12 protein-coding genes are annotated in these 14,619 nt (G+C 63.2%); 9 read left to right on the top strand and 3 right to left on the bottom strand.

Annotated elements, in window-relative coordinates; genetic code table 11:
- The first annotated feature begins 99 nt into the window (after positions 1-99).
- Positions 100-1,092, top strand: a complete 993-nt coding sequence (locus tag DBO85_RS17195) for a cytochrome-c peroxidase (RefSeq protein WP_108108722.1) — start codon at positions 100-102, stop codon at positions 1,090-1,092.
- Between the two features lie 388 nt (positions 1,093-1,480).
- Here the strand turns inward: DBO85_RS17195 and aguA are convergent, their stop codons facing one another.
- The 3 genes from aguA to DBO85_RS17180 form a co-directional block, all read right to left on the bottom strand.
- Complete coding sequence (gene aguA, locus DBO85_RS17190) at positions 1,481-2,578, bottom strand: agmatine deiminase (RefSeq protein WP_108108720.1); 1,098 nt, start codon at positions 2,576-2,578, stop codon at positions 1,481-1,483.
- Between the two features lie 102 nt (positions 2,579-2,680).
- Positions 2,681-3,562 (bottom strand): N-carbamoylputrescine amidase, encoded by an 882-nt coding sequence (gene aguB / locus DBO85_RS17185; protein WP_108108718.1) that lies wholly within the window; start codon positions 3,560-3,562, stop codon positions 2,681-2,683.
- A 207-nt stretch (positions 3,563-3,769) separates the two neighbouring features.
- Positions 3,770-5,146 carry a glutamine synthetase family protein gene (locus tag DBO85_RS17180; RefSeq protein WP_108108717.1) on the bottom strand — a complete coding sequence of 459 codons (1,377 nt, stop codon included), beginning with the start codon at positions 5,144-5,146 and terminating at the stop codon, positions 3,770-3,772.
- A 248-nt stretch (positions 5,147-5,394) separates the two neighbouring features.
- Here DBO85_RS17180 and DBO85_RS17175 point away from each other — a divergent pair, with 248 nt between their 5' ends.
- The 8 genes from DBO85_RS17175 (at position 5,395) to DBO85_RS17140 (ending at position 14,614) form a co-directional block, all read left to right on the top strand.
- Positions 5,395-6,156 carry a gamma-glutamyl-gamma-aminobutyrate hydrolase family protein gene (locus tag DBO85_RS17175; protein ID WP_108108715.1) on the top strand — a complete coding sequence of 254 codons (762 nt, stop codon included), beginning with the start codon at positions 5,395-5,397 and terminating at the stop codon, positions 6,154-6,156.
- A gap of 52 nt (positions 6,157-6,208) precedes the next feature.
- The gene (locus DBO85_RS17170) at positions 6,209-7,567 is read left to right on the top strand and encodes a glutamine synthetase family protein (RefSeq protein ID WP_108108713.1); all 1,359 of its coding nucleotides are present in this window, start codon (positions 6,209-6,211) and stop codon (positions 7,565-7,567) included.
- Between the two features lie 56 nt (positions 7,568-7,623).
- The gene (locus tag DBO85_RS17165; RefSeq protein ID WP_108108711.1) at positions 7,624-8,994 is read left to right on the top strand and encodes an aspartate aminotransferase family protein; all 1,371 of its coding nucleotides are present in this window, start codon (positions 7,624-7,626) and stop codon (positions 8,992-8,994) included.
- Between the two features lie 165 nt (positions 8,995-9,159).
- Positions 9,160-10,302 (top strand): polyamine ABC transporter substrate-binding protein, encoded by a 1,143-nt coding sequence (locus DBO85_RS17160; RefSeq protein ID WP_108108709.1) that lies wholly within the window; start codon positions 9,160-9,162, stop codon positions 10,300-10,302.
- A 108-nt stretch (positions 10,303-10,410) separates the two neighbouring features.
- On the top strand, positions 10,411-11,541 hold the full coding sequence (locus DBO85_RS17155; protein ID WP_108108707.1) for a polyamine ABC transporter substrate-binding protein: 1,131 nt from the start codon (positions 10,411-10,413) through the stop codon (positions 11,539-11,541).
- A 58-nt stretch (positions 11,542-11,599) separates the two neighbouring features.
- Entirely contained in the window at positions 11,600-12,751 is a 1,152-nt protein-coding gene (potA, locus tag DBO85_RS17150) for a polyamine ABC transporter ATP-binding protein (RefSeq protein ID WP_108108705.1), read from the top strand.
- On the top strand, positions 12,748-13,647 hold the full coding sequence (locus DBO85_RS17145; RefSeq protein ID WP_108108703.1) for an ABC transporter permease subunit: 900 nt from the start codon (positions 12,748-12,750) through the stop codon (positions 13,645-13,647). The genes potA and DBO85_RS17145 overlap by 4 nt, the downstream gene beginning before the upstream one ends.
- A gap of 82 nt (positions 13,648-13,729) precedes the next feature.
- Positions 13,730-14,614, top strand: a complete 885-nt coding sequence (locus tag DBO85_RS17140) for an ABC transporter permease subunit (RefSeq protein ID WP_108108701.1) — start codon at positions 13,730-13,732, stop codon at positions 14,612-14,614.
- The last annotated feature ends 5 nt before the right edge of the window (positions 14,615-14,619 follow it).

The following is a 14,619-nucleotide window of genomic DNA, read 5'->3' as shown; positions in this document are numbered from 1 at the left end:
CGATATCAAGGCAGCGGCACCTACCCTTGATCCGGGTCAGCATCTGTTGAAGGCCGATCCTCCAGGCTGATCACAATAGTGATCCTGGGGAGAGCAATCATGCGATATCTGACGTTCATGCTGGCGGGAGCCTGCTTCAGTCTCAACGCCCTGGCGCTGACGCCCGGCAACGAGCCGATTCAACCGATCGAGCCGGTCGAGGTCGCCGATCCGGCCAAGGTCGAGCTGGGCAAGCAGCTGTTCTTCGATCCGCGCCTGTCGCGCTCCGGATTCATCTCCTGCAACTCGTGCCACAACCTGTCGATGGGCGGCAGCGACAATCTGACCAGTTCGATCGGGCACAACTGGCAGCAGGGTCCGATCAACTCGCCCACCGTGCTCAACTCCAGCATGAATCTGGCGCAGTTCTGGGATGGCCGCGCCGCGGATCTGAAGGAACAGGCGGCCGGTCCGATTGCCAACCCCGGCGAGATGGCCTTCACCCACGATCTCGCCCTCGACGTGCTGCGCTCGATCCCGCAGTACCAGCAGGCGTTCGACAGGGTCTATGGCAAACCGCAGATCACGCTCGACGAGGTGACTGACGCCATCGCCGCCTTCGAAGAGACCCTGGTCACGCCCGGCTCGCGCTTCGATCTCTGGCTCAAGGGCGATGCCAAGGCGCTCAACGACACCGAGCTGGCCGGCTACCGGCTGTTCAAGGAGGTTGGCTGCACGGCCTGCCATGACGGCCAGGCCGTGGGGGGCAACTCCTTCCAGAAGATGGGCCTGGTCATGCCCTATGCGACCCTGAACCCGACGGAAGGGGTGGCAGGCCTGACCGGCAACGATGCCGACCGCATGAAGTTCAAGGTGCCGACCTTGCGTAACGTCGAACTGACCTATCCGTACTTTCACGACGGTGCCTATTGGGAACTGGAGGAGGCCGTCGATGTGATGGCGCGGCTGCAGCTGGGGCGTGAGCTGGACAAGGTGCAGGTGGAGCAGATCACGGCGTTCTTGAAGACCCTAACCGGGGAGCAGCCCTCTTTCGCGTTGCCGATTTTGCCGCCGTCGACGAAGGCTACGCCGAGGCCGAAGCCGTTCGATTAGAGGCGCTATCGCGGCCAGGAAACTCGCGGTGCCGAGCCTGATCGTCGTGCCCAGGCTCATAACCGATTGGCCGGGAGATTGGCGGTTACGCCCTCCTGGGCGAGTTACTTTCTCTCTGCGCGCGCAAAGAGAAAGTAACCAAAGAGAAAGCGCGCCCCCCATTCGGGCCTGGCCGCGGGGCGGCCTGGATTCTCTCGCTCCTGCGCCAGGCCGGCCCCGGAACGACGATGGAGCGAAGGGTCCCCGGCGCCGCCGGGCCGGATGTCGGGGGTACGCGCTTTTGGTTGCTTTTTCCCGACAGGGAAAAGGCACCCAGGAGGGTGATACCCTCGTCGGCGATCAGTCCGGCGCCGGGCGTACAGTCTCTATCGGCTCGACAAAGACCAACTTACGCGGCCGGCTGCTGCTGGGTAATACAGTGGATATTGCCGCCGCCCAGGAGGATTTCCCGTCCAGGCACCATCACCACCTGCCGCTCCGGGAACAGCTGCTGGAGAATGGCGCGCGCCTCGGTGTCCTTCGGATCATCGAAGCTGGGCGCGATGATGCCGCCATTGACGATCAGGAAGTTGACGTAGCTGCCGGCCAGGCGAATGGACGGGTCGCGCGGCTGGCTGCCCGCGACGTTCATGACGCCTGCGCATTCCTCAGCGCTGGCGTGCAGTGGGCCGGGGATCGGCATGCGATGTACGGTGAGCGCGCGACCGCGGGCGTCGCGCTGCCCCTCCAGTGCCGCCAGGGCCGCCTGGCAGCGCGGGAAGTTCGGATCGCTCGAGTCGTCGGTCCAGGCCAGCAGCACTTCCCCTGGGCGGACGAAGCAGCAGAAGTTGTCGATGTGGCCGTCGGTCTCGTCGTTATACAGCCCTTGCGGTAGCCAGATGATCTTGTCCACTGCCAGATGCTCGCGCAGCAGGATCTCGATCTCTTCGCGAGACAGATGGGGATTGCGGTTGCGGTTGAGCAGGCACTCCTCGGTAGTGATCAGCGTGCCTTCACCGTCGACATGGATCGAGCCGCCCTCGAGCACGAAGCCTTCGGTGCGGTAGCGTTCGCAGCGCTCGATCTCCAGGATCTTCTGCGCCACCTGATCGTCCTGCTGCCAGTTGGCATAGAGCCCGCCGTCCAGTCCGCCCCAGGCGTTGAAGGTCCAGTCCACACCGCGCAGGCCGCCCTTGCCGTCGATGACGAAGGTCGGCCCGGTGTCGCGCACCCAGGCATCATCCGTGCTGATTTCCACCACGCGGATGCGCGGGTCATCCAGCGCTGCGCGTGCGATGAGGTATTGCTCGGCACTGGCGCAGATGGTGACCGGCTCGAAGCGGGCGATGGCGCGAGCTACTGCGCTGAAGGCGGCCTGCGCCTGCGCCGCGCTGTCGCGCCAGTTGTCCGCACGCTGCGGCCAGACCATCCAGGTCTGGCTATGTGCTGCCCACTCGGCGGGCATGAAGAAGCCATCGGCACGGGGCGTAGTGGTGAGGGTGATCATCAGGATATCCAGTCATGGAGCGGAGAAGCGGCGTGGCGCCTCTCCCGCGGGGGTTGCTTTGGCTGGGTGGGAAACGCTTCGCGGTGTCCACCCAGCGCGCGCTTACTCGGACGGCTGTGATCCGTCGAGCGTACGGATCGGCCCGTACAGATTCGGGCGGCGATCACGGAACACGCCCCAGGCGCTACGGATGTGTTCCAGCTGGTCGAGGTCGAAGGCGTGTACCAGAACGCCCTCGCTGGTTTCATCCAGCTCCTCGACCTTGGCGCCGAACTGGTCGGCGATGAACGAGGAGCCGTAGAAGGTGATGTCGTAACCGTCCTGCTCTTCGCGGCCGATGCGATTGCTGGCGATCAGCGGCATCAGGTTGGCGCCGGCGTGGCCTTGCTGCACGCGCTGCCAGTGGTCGCGCGAGGTGATGTTCGGGTCGTGCGGTTCGCTGCCGATGGCGGTCGGGTAGAACAGCAGCTCTGCGCCCATCAGCGCCATGCTGCGGGCGGTTTCCGGGAACCACTGGTCCCAGCAGATCGCCACGCCAATCCTGGCGTAGCGGGTCTGCCAGACCTTGAAGCCGGTATCGCCGGGATTGAAGTAGTACTTCTCGTGATAGCCGGGGCCATCGGGGATATGGCTCTTGCGATAGACGCCGAGCAGGCTGCCGTCGGCATCGATGATGGCGATCGAGTTGAAGCGCGCACGACCGGCCTGCTCGAAGAAGCTGATCGGCAGCACGACCTGCAGTTCGGCGGCGATTCTCTGGAAATGCCGGATCGCCGGATTGTCGGCCACCGAGGTGGCCAGCTGCAGATAGGCCGGGTTGGGCTTCTGGCAGAAGTAGGGGGTTTCGAACAGCTCCTGGATCAGGATGATCTGCGCACCCTGGCTCGCGGCCTGGCGTACCAGTCGTTCGGCGTTGGCGATGTTCGCCTGGCTGTCCCAGGAACAGGCCATCTGGGTGGCGGCGACGGTGACGATACGGGACATGGGACCCTCGCTGGGTTGTCGGGCATTCGGAAAGTGCGTTGATTCTAGGCGACAAGGTGGCGGCAAGCGTCAAGCCGCAGCTTCAGGTTGGAGTAGCGGTGCGGTGTGTTTGCCGGGTTGTCGGTGCCGGTCAGGTCGTAGCAGGGGCCTTGCCCTGCGAACCGACTTGATGTGGAAACCGCTCTCTGCGGCTCGCTTGCAGCTTGCCTAGACCGTATGCAGATACCAGTTGTACTCGAGGTCGGAGATCGAGTGCTCGAACTCTTCCAGTTCGCTTTCCTTGCAGGCGACGAAGATGTCGATGTAATCGGGGCTGATGTACTGCGCCATGATTTCGCTGTCGTCCAGGGTGCGCAGGGCGTCACGCAGGTTGTTCGGCAGGCTCTGCTCGTTCTGCTCGTAGGAGTTGCCCTCGATTGGCGCGCCCGGCTCGATCTTGTTGGTAAGGCCGTGGTGGATGCCCGCCAGCACCGCGGACATCACCAGATAGGGATTGGCGTCGGCGCCGGCCACGCGGTGTTCAAGGCGCACCGCATCCGGGGTGTCGGTGGGCACGCGCAATGCGACGGTGCGGTTGTCCAGACCCCAGCAAGGCGAATTGGGCACGTAGAACTGGGCGCCGAAGCGGCGGTAGGAATTCACGTTCGGGCAGAGGAACGCCATCGATGCCGGCATGCTTTCCAGCACACCGCCGATGGCATGGCGCAGTGCGTCATTTTCCTGTGGATTCTCGCTGGCGAAGATGTTCTTGCCGTCCTTGTCGAGAATCGAGATATGCACGTGCAGTCCGTTGCCAGCCTGGCCGGGGTAGGGCTTGGCCATGAAGGTGCTGTCCATCTCATGGTCGTAGGCGATGTTCTTGATCAGGCGTTTGAGCAGCACCGCATAGTCGCAGGCCTTCATCGCATCGGCGACGTGGTGCAGGTTGACTTCGAACTGTGCCGGTGCGCTTTCCTTGACGATGGCATCGGCAGGAATGCCCTGCTCCTTGGCGCCTTCGAGGACGTCCTGCAGGCAGTCGACGTACTCGTCGAGGTCATCGATCAGGTAGACCTGGGTCGAGTGCGGGCGCTTGCCGGAGATCGGCGAGCGTGGCGGCTGAGGACGGCCGTTCACGTTCTCCTGATCGATCAGATAGAACTCCAGCTCGAAGGCAGCGCAAATGGTCAGGCCCATTGCGTCGAACTTGCTCACCACCTGGCGCAACACTTCCCGCGGGTCGGCGAAGAAGGGCGAGCCGTCGAGCTCGTGCATGGTCATCAGCAGCTGCGCGGTGGGGCGCTTCTGCCAGGGCTCGTTGGAAAGCGTGTTGGGGATCGGAAAGCAGATACGGTCGGCGTCGCCGATGTCCAGGCCTAGGCCGGTGCTCTCGACGGTCGAACCATTGATGTCGAGGGCAAAGAGGGAGGCGGGGAGGTTGATGCCTTTCTCGTAAACCTTGTGCAGGCTGGTGCGTTCGATTCGCTTGCCTCGCACCACGCCGTTCATGTCGGCGATCAGCAGGTCCACATACAGCACTTCAGGATGTTCCTTGAGGAACGCGTTCGCTTCATTGAGCTGAACGGCACGCGGGAGTCCCGACATGATGCAACACCTTCAATGTTTGAAATATCAATCGGCGCCTGTTCATGATCCGAGTCAATCCGAAACGCCATAGGCTGTCAACTACGGGCCATTTTGCGCCAAAAAGTGGCGCAGCGAGCCATTTCTGGTGCAGTTGCAGGCCCTCTGAAAGTCGCTCTGCAACGCGTCTTTCGCAGCGGGTTGTAGAAAAAAATGAACAAGATTAAGCTCGAATCCACCTCCCTTGAGCCCTGTACCGCGGGTGTTGCATGTCTCGTTTGCCGCTGATCGGTGTGAGCGCCTGTACCAGGCAGCTCGGCCTGCACCCATTTCACATCGCTGGAGACAAATATCTCCGCGCCCTGTCGGTAGCTGCCGGTGGCATGCCGCTGATCATTCCGGCGCTGGGCGATCTTCTCGATATTCCAGAACTGCTCGGCAGCCTCGATGGCCTGCTGTTCACCGGCTCACCGTCGAACGTCGAGCCCTTGCACTACAGTGGAGCTGCCAGCGGTGATCCGAGCCAGCATGATCCTGAGCGAGACCGTACCACATTGCCGCTGATCCGCGCCGCGGTGGCGGCAGGGGTTCCGGTGTTCGGCATCTGTCGTGGCTTTCAGGAAATGAACGTGGCTTTCGGCGGCAGCCTGCACCAGAAGGTGCATGAGGTCCAAGGATTGATGGACCATCGCGAGAATGCCGACGAGGAGCTGTTCATCCAGTATGGCCCGCGCCACCCGTTGCACGTTCAGCCCGGCGGGCTGCTGTCGGCCATCGGCCTGCCCGCGCATATCCAGGTCAACTCGCTGCATGGCCAGGGCGTCGAGCGGTTGGCCGGCTCCCTGCGCATCGAGGCGCTGGCGCCGGACGGTCTGATCGAGGCCTTCTCGGTCGAGGGCGCGCGCCGCTTTGCTCTCGGCGTACAGTGGCATCCGGAGTGGCAAGTGCAGGAAAATCCGGTTTACCGTGCCATCTTCGCCGCCTTCGGCGATGCCTGCAGGGAGCGCAGACTGGAGCGTCTGGGCGCCTGAGAAGGGCGCAGTCTTCATTCGGGCGCAAGCCCGCAGCGGCAGAGGTTTCCCCATGAGTCCGATGCTCGACCAGCTCTCCCTGTGGCTGAAGGAGCGCGAGATCACCGAGGTGGAGTGCCTGATCAGCGACCTGACCGGTATCGTCCGCGGCAAGATCTCGCCCACCAGCAAGTTCGTCCAGGAGCGCGGCATGCGCCTGCCGGAAAGCGTGCTGCTGCAGACGGTGACCGGCGACTACGTCGACGACGACATCTATTACTCGCTGCTCGATCCGGCGGACATCGACATGTTCTGCCGGCCCGACCCGAATGCGGTGTTCGTCGTGCCCTGGGCCAGCGAGCCGACGGCGCAGGTGATCCACGACACCTACGACAAGCACGGCACCCCGATCGATCTGTCGCCGCGCAACATCCTCAAGCACGTGCTGGCGCTTTACGCCGAGCGTGGCTGGCAGCCGATAGTGGCGCCGGAAATGGAGTTCTACCTGACCCGGCGCTGCGATGACCCCGACCTGCCGCTGCAACCGCCAATCGGTCGATCCGGTCGCCAGGAGACCGGTCGCCAGTCGTTCTCCATCGATGCGGCCAACGAGTTCGATCCGCTGTTCGAGGACATGTACGACTGGTGCGAGGCCCAGGGCCTGGATCTGGATACCCTGATCCATGAGGAAGGCACTGCGCAGATGGAGATCAACTTCCGCCACGGCGAGGCGCTGCACCTGGCCGACCAGATCCTGGTGTTCAAACGGACCATGCGCGAGGCGGCACTCAAGCACAACGTCGCCGCGACCTTCATGGCCAAGCCGATCACCGACGAGCCCGGCAGCGCGATGCACCTGCACCAGAGCGTGGTGGATGCGCAGACCGGGCAGAACATCTTCTCCAATGCCGATGGCAGCATGAGCGAGCTGTTCCTGCACCACGTCGGCGGCCTGCAGCGCTACATCCCCGAGCTGCTGCCGCTGTTCGCGCCGAACGTGAACTCCTTCCGTCGTTTCCTGCCGGACACGTCGGCACCGGTCAACGTCGAGTGGGGCGAGGAGAATCGCACCGTCGGCCTGCGTGTGCCGGACTCGGATGCGCAGAATCGCCGGGTCGAGAATCGCCTGCCGGGCGCCGACGCCAATCCCTATCTGGCCATTGCCGCCAGCCTGCTGTGTGGCTACATCGGCATGGTCGAAGGCATCGAGCCGAGCGCGCCGGTCAAGGGTCGCGGCTACGAGCGGCGCAACCTGCGCCTGTCGCTGAATCTGGAGGCGGCGCTGGAGCGGATGGAAAGCTGCGCCGCGCTGGAGCAGTACCTCAGTGCGCGCTTCATCAAGGCCTATGTAGCGGTCAAGCGCGCCGAAAACGAGAATTTCAAGCGTGTCATCAGCTCCTGGGAGCGCGAGTTTCTGCTGTTCTCGGTCTGAGGCGACAAGTGTCTGCGCAGCGCGCGGGCAGGTTCATCGGATGTTGGGGAAATGCCATGAAACAAGGTCCACGGGACGATACCGCCCATTGGCGCGCGCTGAGTCAGGCGCATCACCTGCCGCCGTTCAGTGATCGCGCGCAACTGCACGAGCAGGGGCCGCGCATCATCACCCGTGCCGAGGGCGTTCATCTGTGGGACAGCGAGGGTAACCGCATCCTCGACGGCATGGCCGGGCTCTGGTGTGTGGCGTTGGGCTACGGTCGCGAGGAGCTGGTCGAGGCGGCTGCCCGGCAGATGCGCGAGCTGCCCTACTACAACCTGTTTTTCCAGACGGCCCATCCGCCCGCGCTCGAGCTCGCCGCGGCGATCGCCGAGCTGACGCCGGCGGGCCTGGATCATGTGTTTTTCACCGGCTCCGGCTCCGAGGCGAATGACACCATGTTGCGCATGGTGCGCCATTACTGGGCACTCAAAGGCCGGCCAGAGAAGAAAGTGATCATCAGCCGGGTCAACGCCTACCACGGCTCGACCGTGGCCGGCGCCAGTCTGAGCGGCATGCGTTTCATGCATGAGCAGGGCGATCTGCCGATTCCCGGCATCGTGCACATTGCGCAGCCCTACTGGTTTGCCGAGGGTGGCGACATGAGCCCCGAGGATTTCGGCCTCTGGGCGGCCGACCAGCTCGAAACGAAGATTCTCGAACTGGGCGTGGATAACGTGGCGGCGTTCATTGCCGAACCGATCCAGGGTGCCGGCGGGGTGATCATTCCACCGGACAGCTACTGGCCGCGCGTGCGCGAGATCCTTGCCCGGCACGACATCCTGTTCGTCGCCGACGAGGTGATCTGCGGCTTCGGTCGCACCGGCGAGTGGTTCGGCAGCGACTACTACGGCCTGGCGCCGGACATGCTGACCATCGCCAAGGGCCTGACCTCAGGCTACATCCCCATGGGCGGGCTGGTGGTGCGCGACCACATCGTCGAGGTGCTCTCCGCAGGTGGCGACTTCAACCATGGCTTTACCTACTCAGGACATCCGGTCGCAGCGGCCGTGGGGCTGGAGACGCTGCGCATCCTGCGCGAGGAGGGCATCGTCGAGCGGGTGCGGACGCAGACGGCACCCTATTTGCAGGCTCGTCTGCGTGAGTTGGCCGATCATCCTCTGGTGGGTGAGGTGCGCGGCCTGGGCATGCTCGGCGCCATCGAGCTGGTCGAGGATCGTGCCAGCCGCCGGCGTTACCCGGCCGAGCGGGGCGTGGGCATGCGCTGCCGCAAGCACTGTTTCGAACAGGGTCTGGTGATGCGCGCGGTGGGTGACACCATGATCATCGCACCGCCGCTGGTGCTGGATCGGGATGGCGTCGATGAGCTGGTGGAGAAGGCGCGGCGCTGTCTCGATCTGACCCTTGCGGAGCTTGAAGGCTGATTTTTTTCCCTTCCGCACTACGCAACTGTTGTAAGAACGGCCCCGATCTTGCCAGACTTCGCAGCGCGCGGGAGCGCAGGGCAGAAATGCCTGCAGGCCAGGCGGAACGGGAGGGCAACGTCGTTCCCCTATGCTGTACATCTCTTAAAAAATGGAGCCACACGCATGAATCATTTCGGCAAGACGCTACTCGCTCTATCCGTCGGTCTGCTGGCCGCCTGTGACAAACCGGCAGAAGCCCCGAGCGAGACCTCGCAAGCCGCTCCCGCCGCAGAAAAATCCACCCAGGTCCTGCATGTCTACAACTGGTCGGACTATATCGCCGAAGACACCCTGGAAAACTTCACCAAGGAGACCGGGATCAAGGTCGTCTACGACGTCTTCGACAGCAACGAGGTTCTTGAGGCCAAGCTGCTGGCCGGCTCCTCGGGCTACGACATAGTCGTGCCGTCCAACCCTTTCCTGGCCAAGCAGATCAAGGCCGGCGTGTTCCAGAAGCTTGATCGCAGCAAGCTGTCGAACTGGGACAATCTCGACAAGGACCTGCTGAAAGCGCTCGATCCCAGCGATCCGGGCAACCTGTATTCGGTTCCCTACATGTGGGGCACCATCGGCATCGGCTACAACGTCGACAAGGTCAAGGCCGCCCTGGGTGACAGCGCCCCGGTCGATTCCTGGGATCTGGTGTTCAAGCCGGAGAACATCGAGAAGCTCAAGGATTGCGGCGTAGCCTTCCTCGATTCGCCGACCGAGATCCTCCCGGCTGCCATGAACTACCTGGGCTACAAGCCGGACAGTGAAGACCCTGCCGAGATCAAGGCCGCCGAGGAGCTGTTCGTCAAGGTGCGCCCCTCGATCAGCTATTTCCACTCTTCCAAGTACATCAGCGAGCTGGCTACCGGTGACATCTGTGTCGCCATCGGCTACTCCGGCGACATCTACCAGGCCAAGTCGCGTGCCGAGGAAGCCAAGAACGGCGTGAACGTCGCCTACAGCATTCCGAAGGAAGGCGCGGGCAGCTTCTTCGACATGCTGGCAGTGCCGGCCGACGCCAAGAACGTCGAGGCGGCGCACACCTTCATCAATTACCTGATGAAGCCGGAAGTGATCGCCGAGATCACCAACTACGTGCAATTCCCCAACGGCAACTCGGCTTCCACTCCGCTGGTGGACGAAGCCATTCGCACTGATCCGGGCATCTATCCGTCGGCCGACGTGCTGAAGAAGATCTATACCTTCCCGGACCTGTCGAACGACGCGCTGCAGCTCATCAACGACAGCTGGACCACCATCAAGACCGCCAGGTAAGCGCCTGGCACGGCGTCGGCACTGGCTGACGCCGTGCCGGCGTCGATGTCCGTTCAGTCCCCGGGGGCAGTCGGCTATCGGTCCTGACCAGACGGGAGACTTTTGCCCATGCATGTATTCGCTAACCGGCTGTTGGTCGGCGCAGTTCTCCTGAGCGCTGTGGTGCTGGCGGCCTGCGATTCGTCGCAGACACCAGAATCGGGCGAACCGCAGGTACTGCACATCTACAACTGGTCGGACTATATCGCCGAAGACACCCTGGAGAACTTCACCCGGGAAACCGGTATCCGGGTCGTCTACGACGTTTTCGATTCCAACGAGACGCTTGAAGGCAAACTGCTCGCCGGTGCCACGGGCTATGACCTGGTGGTGCCGTCCAATCATTTCCTTGGCAAGCAGATCAAGGCGGGCGCGTTCCAGCCGCTGGACCGCGAACGCCTGCCGAACTGGAAGCATCTGGACCCCTCGCTACTGGCCCGGCTTGCCGGCAACGACCCGCAGAACCGTTATGGGGTGCCCTACCTCTGGGGCACCAATGGCATCGGCTACAACGTCGAGCAGGTGCGCGCCGTGCTGGGCGAGGAGCCGATCAGTTCCTGGGCGCAGGTCTACGAGCCGGAGAACCTCGCCCGCCTGGCCAAGTGTGGGGTGGCCTTTCTCGATTCGGCCGACGAGATGATCCCCTCGATGCTCAATTACCTGGGGCTTGATCCCAACAGCGTCGATGCGGGTGATCTGGCCCGCGCCGAAGCGCGCCTGGCGCAGTTGCAACCGCACGTGCGCTATTTCCACTCTTCGAAGTACGTCGGCGATCTGGCCAACGGCAGCATTTGTGTGGCGGTGGGCTACTCCGGCGATATCCTGCAGGCCGCCGACCGCGCCGAAGAGGCGGGCAACGGCATCGAGATTGCCTACAGCATCCCCCGCGAGGGCGCCAACCTGTGGTTCGACACCCTGGCGATCCCGGCGGACGCGCGCAATGTCGAGGCCGCCCACCTTTTCATCGATTACCTGTTGCGACCGGATGTCATCGCGGCCATCACGGAATATGTCGGCTACGCCAATCCGAATCTCTCTGCCAACGAGCTGCTCGATGCCGAGGTGCGCGAGGATGCGCGCATCTATCCGGCGGCAGAGGTGCTGGAGCGGCTTTACGTGTCCGCCGAGCTACCCGACAGCGTGGCCCGTGCCATGAGCGACAGCTGGAGCCGGGCCAAGGCCGGCATGCAGCAGCCCTGAATTCATGCCCGGCAACAGCCGGGCTGTTCTTACCCGCCCTTTCTGGGAGTTTTGTTAGATGGCAGTTGCCTCCGGCGCCTACAAGAAAGCCCTCGCAGGCGAGCAGCAGAACAGCGATGTGCTGCTCAGGATCGACCGCGTGACCAAGAAGTTCGATGAGACGGTCGCGGTGGACGACGTCTCGCTGTCAATCAACAAAGGCGAGATATTCGCCCTGCTCGGCGGCTCCGGCTCCGGCAAGTCGACCCTGCTGCGAATGCTCGCCGGCTTCGAGCGCCCCACCGCGGGGCGCATCCTGCTCGATGGCGTGGACATCACCGACATGCCGCCCTACGAGCGGCCGATCAACATGATGTTCCAGTCCTATGCGCTGTTTCCGCACATGTCGGTGGAGCAGAACATCGCCTTCGGCCTCAAGCAGGACCGCATGCCCAAGGCGGACATCGAGGCGCGGGTCGCCGAGATGCTCAAGCTGGTGCACATGAGCCAGTACGCCAAGCGCAAGCCGCACCAGCTCTCCGGTGGCCAGCGCCAGCGCGTGGCCCTGGCGCGCTCGCTGGCCAAACGGCCGAAGCTGCTGCTGCTCGACGAGCCGATGGGCGCGCTGGACAAGAAACTGCGCTCGCAGATGCAGCTGGAGCTGGTCGAGATCATCGAGCGCGTCGGTGTGACCTGCATCATGGTCACCCACGATCAGGAAGAGGCCATGACCATGGCCCAGCGCATCGCGATCATGCACCTGGGCTGGATCGCCCAGGTCGGCAGCCCGATGGATATCTATGAAACCCCGGCGAGCCGCCTGGTCTGCGAGTTCATCGGCAACGTCAACCTGTTCGAGGGCGAGCTGGTCGAGGATCTGGGCGACCACGCGGTAATCGACTGCCCGCAGCTGGAGCGACGCATCTACGTCGGCCACGGGATCAGTACCCGCGCCGAGGAAAAGCAGGTCACCTATGCCCTGCGCCCGGAGAAACTGCTGCTCAGCAGCGAGATGCCCGAGGTCGAGCACGCCGAGTACAACTGGGCCAAGGGCGTGGTCCATGACATCGCCTACCTGGGCGGGCATTCGGTGTACTACGTGCGCTTGCCCTCGGGCCTGCTGGTGCAGGCCTTCCTGGCCAACTCCGAGCGGCACGTGAAGCGGCCGACCTGGGAAGACGAAGTCTTCGTCTACTGGTACGACGACAGCGGCGTGGTGCTGCAGTCATGAGTGGGCGCTTGAACTTCGGCCGCCGGCTGGTCATCGGCATCCCCTTCGTCTGGATGCTGCTGTTCTTCCTGCTGCCGTTCGCGATCATTCTGAAGATCAGCTTCGCCGAGTCGGCACGGGCGATCCCGCCCTATACCGACATCATCGTGTTTGCCGAACACAAGCTGCAGGTGCTGCTCAACCTGCAGAACTACCTGAACCTGGGTGAGAAGGGCATCTACCTGCAGGCGTACCTGGGCTCGCTGAAGATCGCCTTCTTCAGCACGCTGCTCTGTCTGCTGATCGGCTATCCGATGGCCTACGCCATCGCCCGCGCCGACAAGCAGACCCAGACCGTCTATCTGCTGCTGATCATGATGCCGACCTGGACCGCGATCCTGATCCGCGTCTATGCCTGGATGACCATCCTCGGCAACGGCGAGAATGGTCTGTTGAACAGCTTCCTGCTCTGGACGGGGCTGATTTCCGAGCCGTTGCGCCTGCTCAACACACCATTAGCGGTGTACATCGGCCTGGTCTATTCCTACCTGCCGTTCATGATCCTGCCGCTCTACGCCAACCTGGTGAAGCACGACCAGAGCCTGCTGGAAGCCGCTTCCGACCTGGGCGCGCGCACCTTTACCAGCTTCTGGAAGATCACCGTGCCGCTGTCGAAAAACGGCATCATCGCCGGCTGCATGCTGGTGTTCATTCCGGTGGTGGGCGAGTTCGTGGTACCCGAACTGCTCGGCGGCTCGCAGACACAGATGATCGGTAAGGTGCTCTGGGATGAATTCTTCAGTCGGCGCAACTGGCCCGGCGCGGCGGCGCTGGCAGTGGTGATGCTGGCGATCCTGATCATCCCGATCATTCTGTTCAACCGGAATCAGGCAAAAGAACTTGAGGGCAAGGCATGAGGCAGTCGAACGCAACCATCCATGCCCGCTGTTCAACCGGCTCTCCATCCACAGGCCTGGCGAAAGACCTGGAGGGCAAGGCATGAAGCGCTTCGGTTTTTCCAAGGTCATGCTCTGGCTCGGCCTGCTGTTCATCTACGTGCCGATGTTCATCCTGGTGATCTACTCCTTCAACGGCGGCCGTCTGGTCACCGTGTGGAGCGGCTGGTCGCTGAAGTGGTATGCGAGCCTGCTGGACAACACCAAGCTGATGACAGCGGTATTTCGTTCGTTGGAGATCGCCTTCTACACCTCGATCGCCGCGGTGGCGCTGGGCACGCTTGCCGCCTTCGTGCTCACCCGCATCCCGCGCTTTCGCGGCCGCACCCTGTTCGGCGGCATGGTCACCGCACCGCTGGTCATGCCCGAGGTGATCACCGGTCTGTCGCTGCTGCTGCTGTTCGTCACCATGGCGCAGCTGATCGGCTGGCCGCAACGCGGCCTGCTGACCATCTGGATTGCCCATACGACCTTCTGCTCTGCCTACGTGGCGGTGGTGGTTTCATCGCGCCTGCGCGAGCTGGATCTGTCGATCGAGGAGGCGGCCATGGATCTGGGTGCAAGGCCATGGAAGGTGTTCCTGCTGATCACCGTACCGATGATCGCGCCCTCGCTGGTGGCGGGCGGGATGATGTCCTTCGCCTTGTCGCTGGATGATCTGGTGTTGGCCAGCTTCGTTGCCGGCCCTGGCGCCTCGACGCTGCCGGTGGAGATATTTTCCTCGGTGCGGATGGGCGTGAAGCCTGAGATCAACGCGGTGGCGAGCCTGATCCTGCTGTCGATCTCGCTGTTCACCTTCCTTGCCTGGTACTTCATCCGGCGCGCCGAGGACCGGCGCAAGCGCGCGGTACAGCAGGCGGCGCAGGAAGAAAGTGGCGGCTGGCAGAAGAGCGTGGAGCGGCTGACACCTCCGCCGGCGCACAGCTGATGAAT

This window comes from Pseudomonas mangrovi (genome assembly GCF_003052585.1).
Classification (GTDB): domain Bacteria; phylum Pseudomonadota; class Gammaproteobacteria; order Pseudomonadales; family Pseudomonadaceae; genus Aquipseudomonas; species Aquipseudomonas mangrovi.
The sequence above is the reverse complement of the archived record's forward strand: the minus strand, read 5'-3'. Positions and strand labels throughout refer to the sequence as shown.

Bases quoted from the DNA above. Each gene is read 5' to 3' on its own strand.
- DBO85_RS17195 (WP_108108722.1), top strand. From the start codon at position 100: ATGCGATATCTGACGTTCATGCTGGCGGGAGCCTGCTTCAGTCTCAAC.
- aguA (WP_108108720.1), bottom strand. From the start codon at position 2,578: ATGATCACCCTCACCACTACGCCCCGTGCCGATGGCTTCTTCATGCCC.
- aguB (WP_108108718.1), bottom strand. From the start codon at position 3,562: ATGTCCCGTATCGTCACCGTCGCCGCCACCCAGATGGCCTGTTCCTGG.
- DBO85_RS17180 (WP_108108717.1), bottom strand. From the start codon at position 5,146: ATGTCGGGACTCCCGCGTGCCGTTCAGCTCAATGAAGCGAACGCGTTC.
- DBO85_RS17175 (WP_108108715.1), top strand. From the start codon at position 5,395: ATGTCTCGTTTGCCGCTGATCGGTGTGAGCGCCTGTACCAGGCAGCTC.
- DBO85_RS17170 (WP_108108713.1), top strand. From the start codon at position 6,209: ATGAGTCCGATGCTCGACCAGCTCTCCCTGTGGCTGAAGGAGCGCGAG.
- DBO85_RS17165 (WP_108108711.1), top strand. From the start codon at position 7,624: ATGAAACAAGGTCCACGGGACGATACCGCCCATTGGCGCGCGCTGAGT.
- DBO85_RS17160 (WP_108108709.1), top strand. From the start codon at position 9,160: ATGAATCATTTCGGCAAGACGCTACTCGCTCTATCCGTCGGTCTGCTG.
- DBO85_RS17155 (WP_108108707.1), top strand. From the start codon at position 10,411: ATGCATGTATTCGCTAACCGGCTGTTGGTCGGCGCAGTTCTCCTGAGC.
- potA (WP_108108705.1), top strand. From the start codon at position 11,600: ATGGCAGTTGCCTCCGGCGCCTACAAGAAAGCCCTCGCAGGCGAGCAG.
- DBO85_RS17145 (WP_108108703.1), top strand. From the start codon at position 12,748: ATGAGTGGGCGCTTGAACTTCGGCCGCCGGCTGGTCATCGGCATCCCC.
- DBO85_RS17140 (WP_108108701.1), top strand. From the start codon at position 13,730: ATGAAGCGCTTCGGTTTTTCCAAGGTCATGCTCTGGCTCGGCCTGCTG.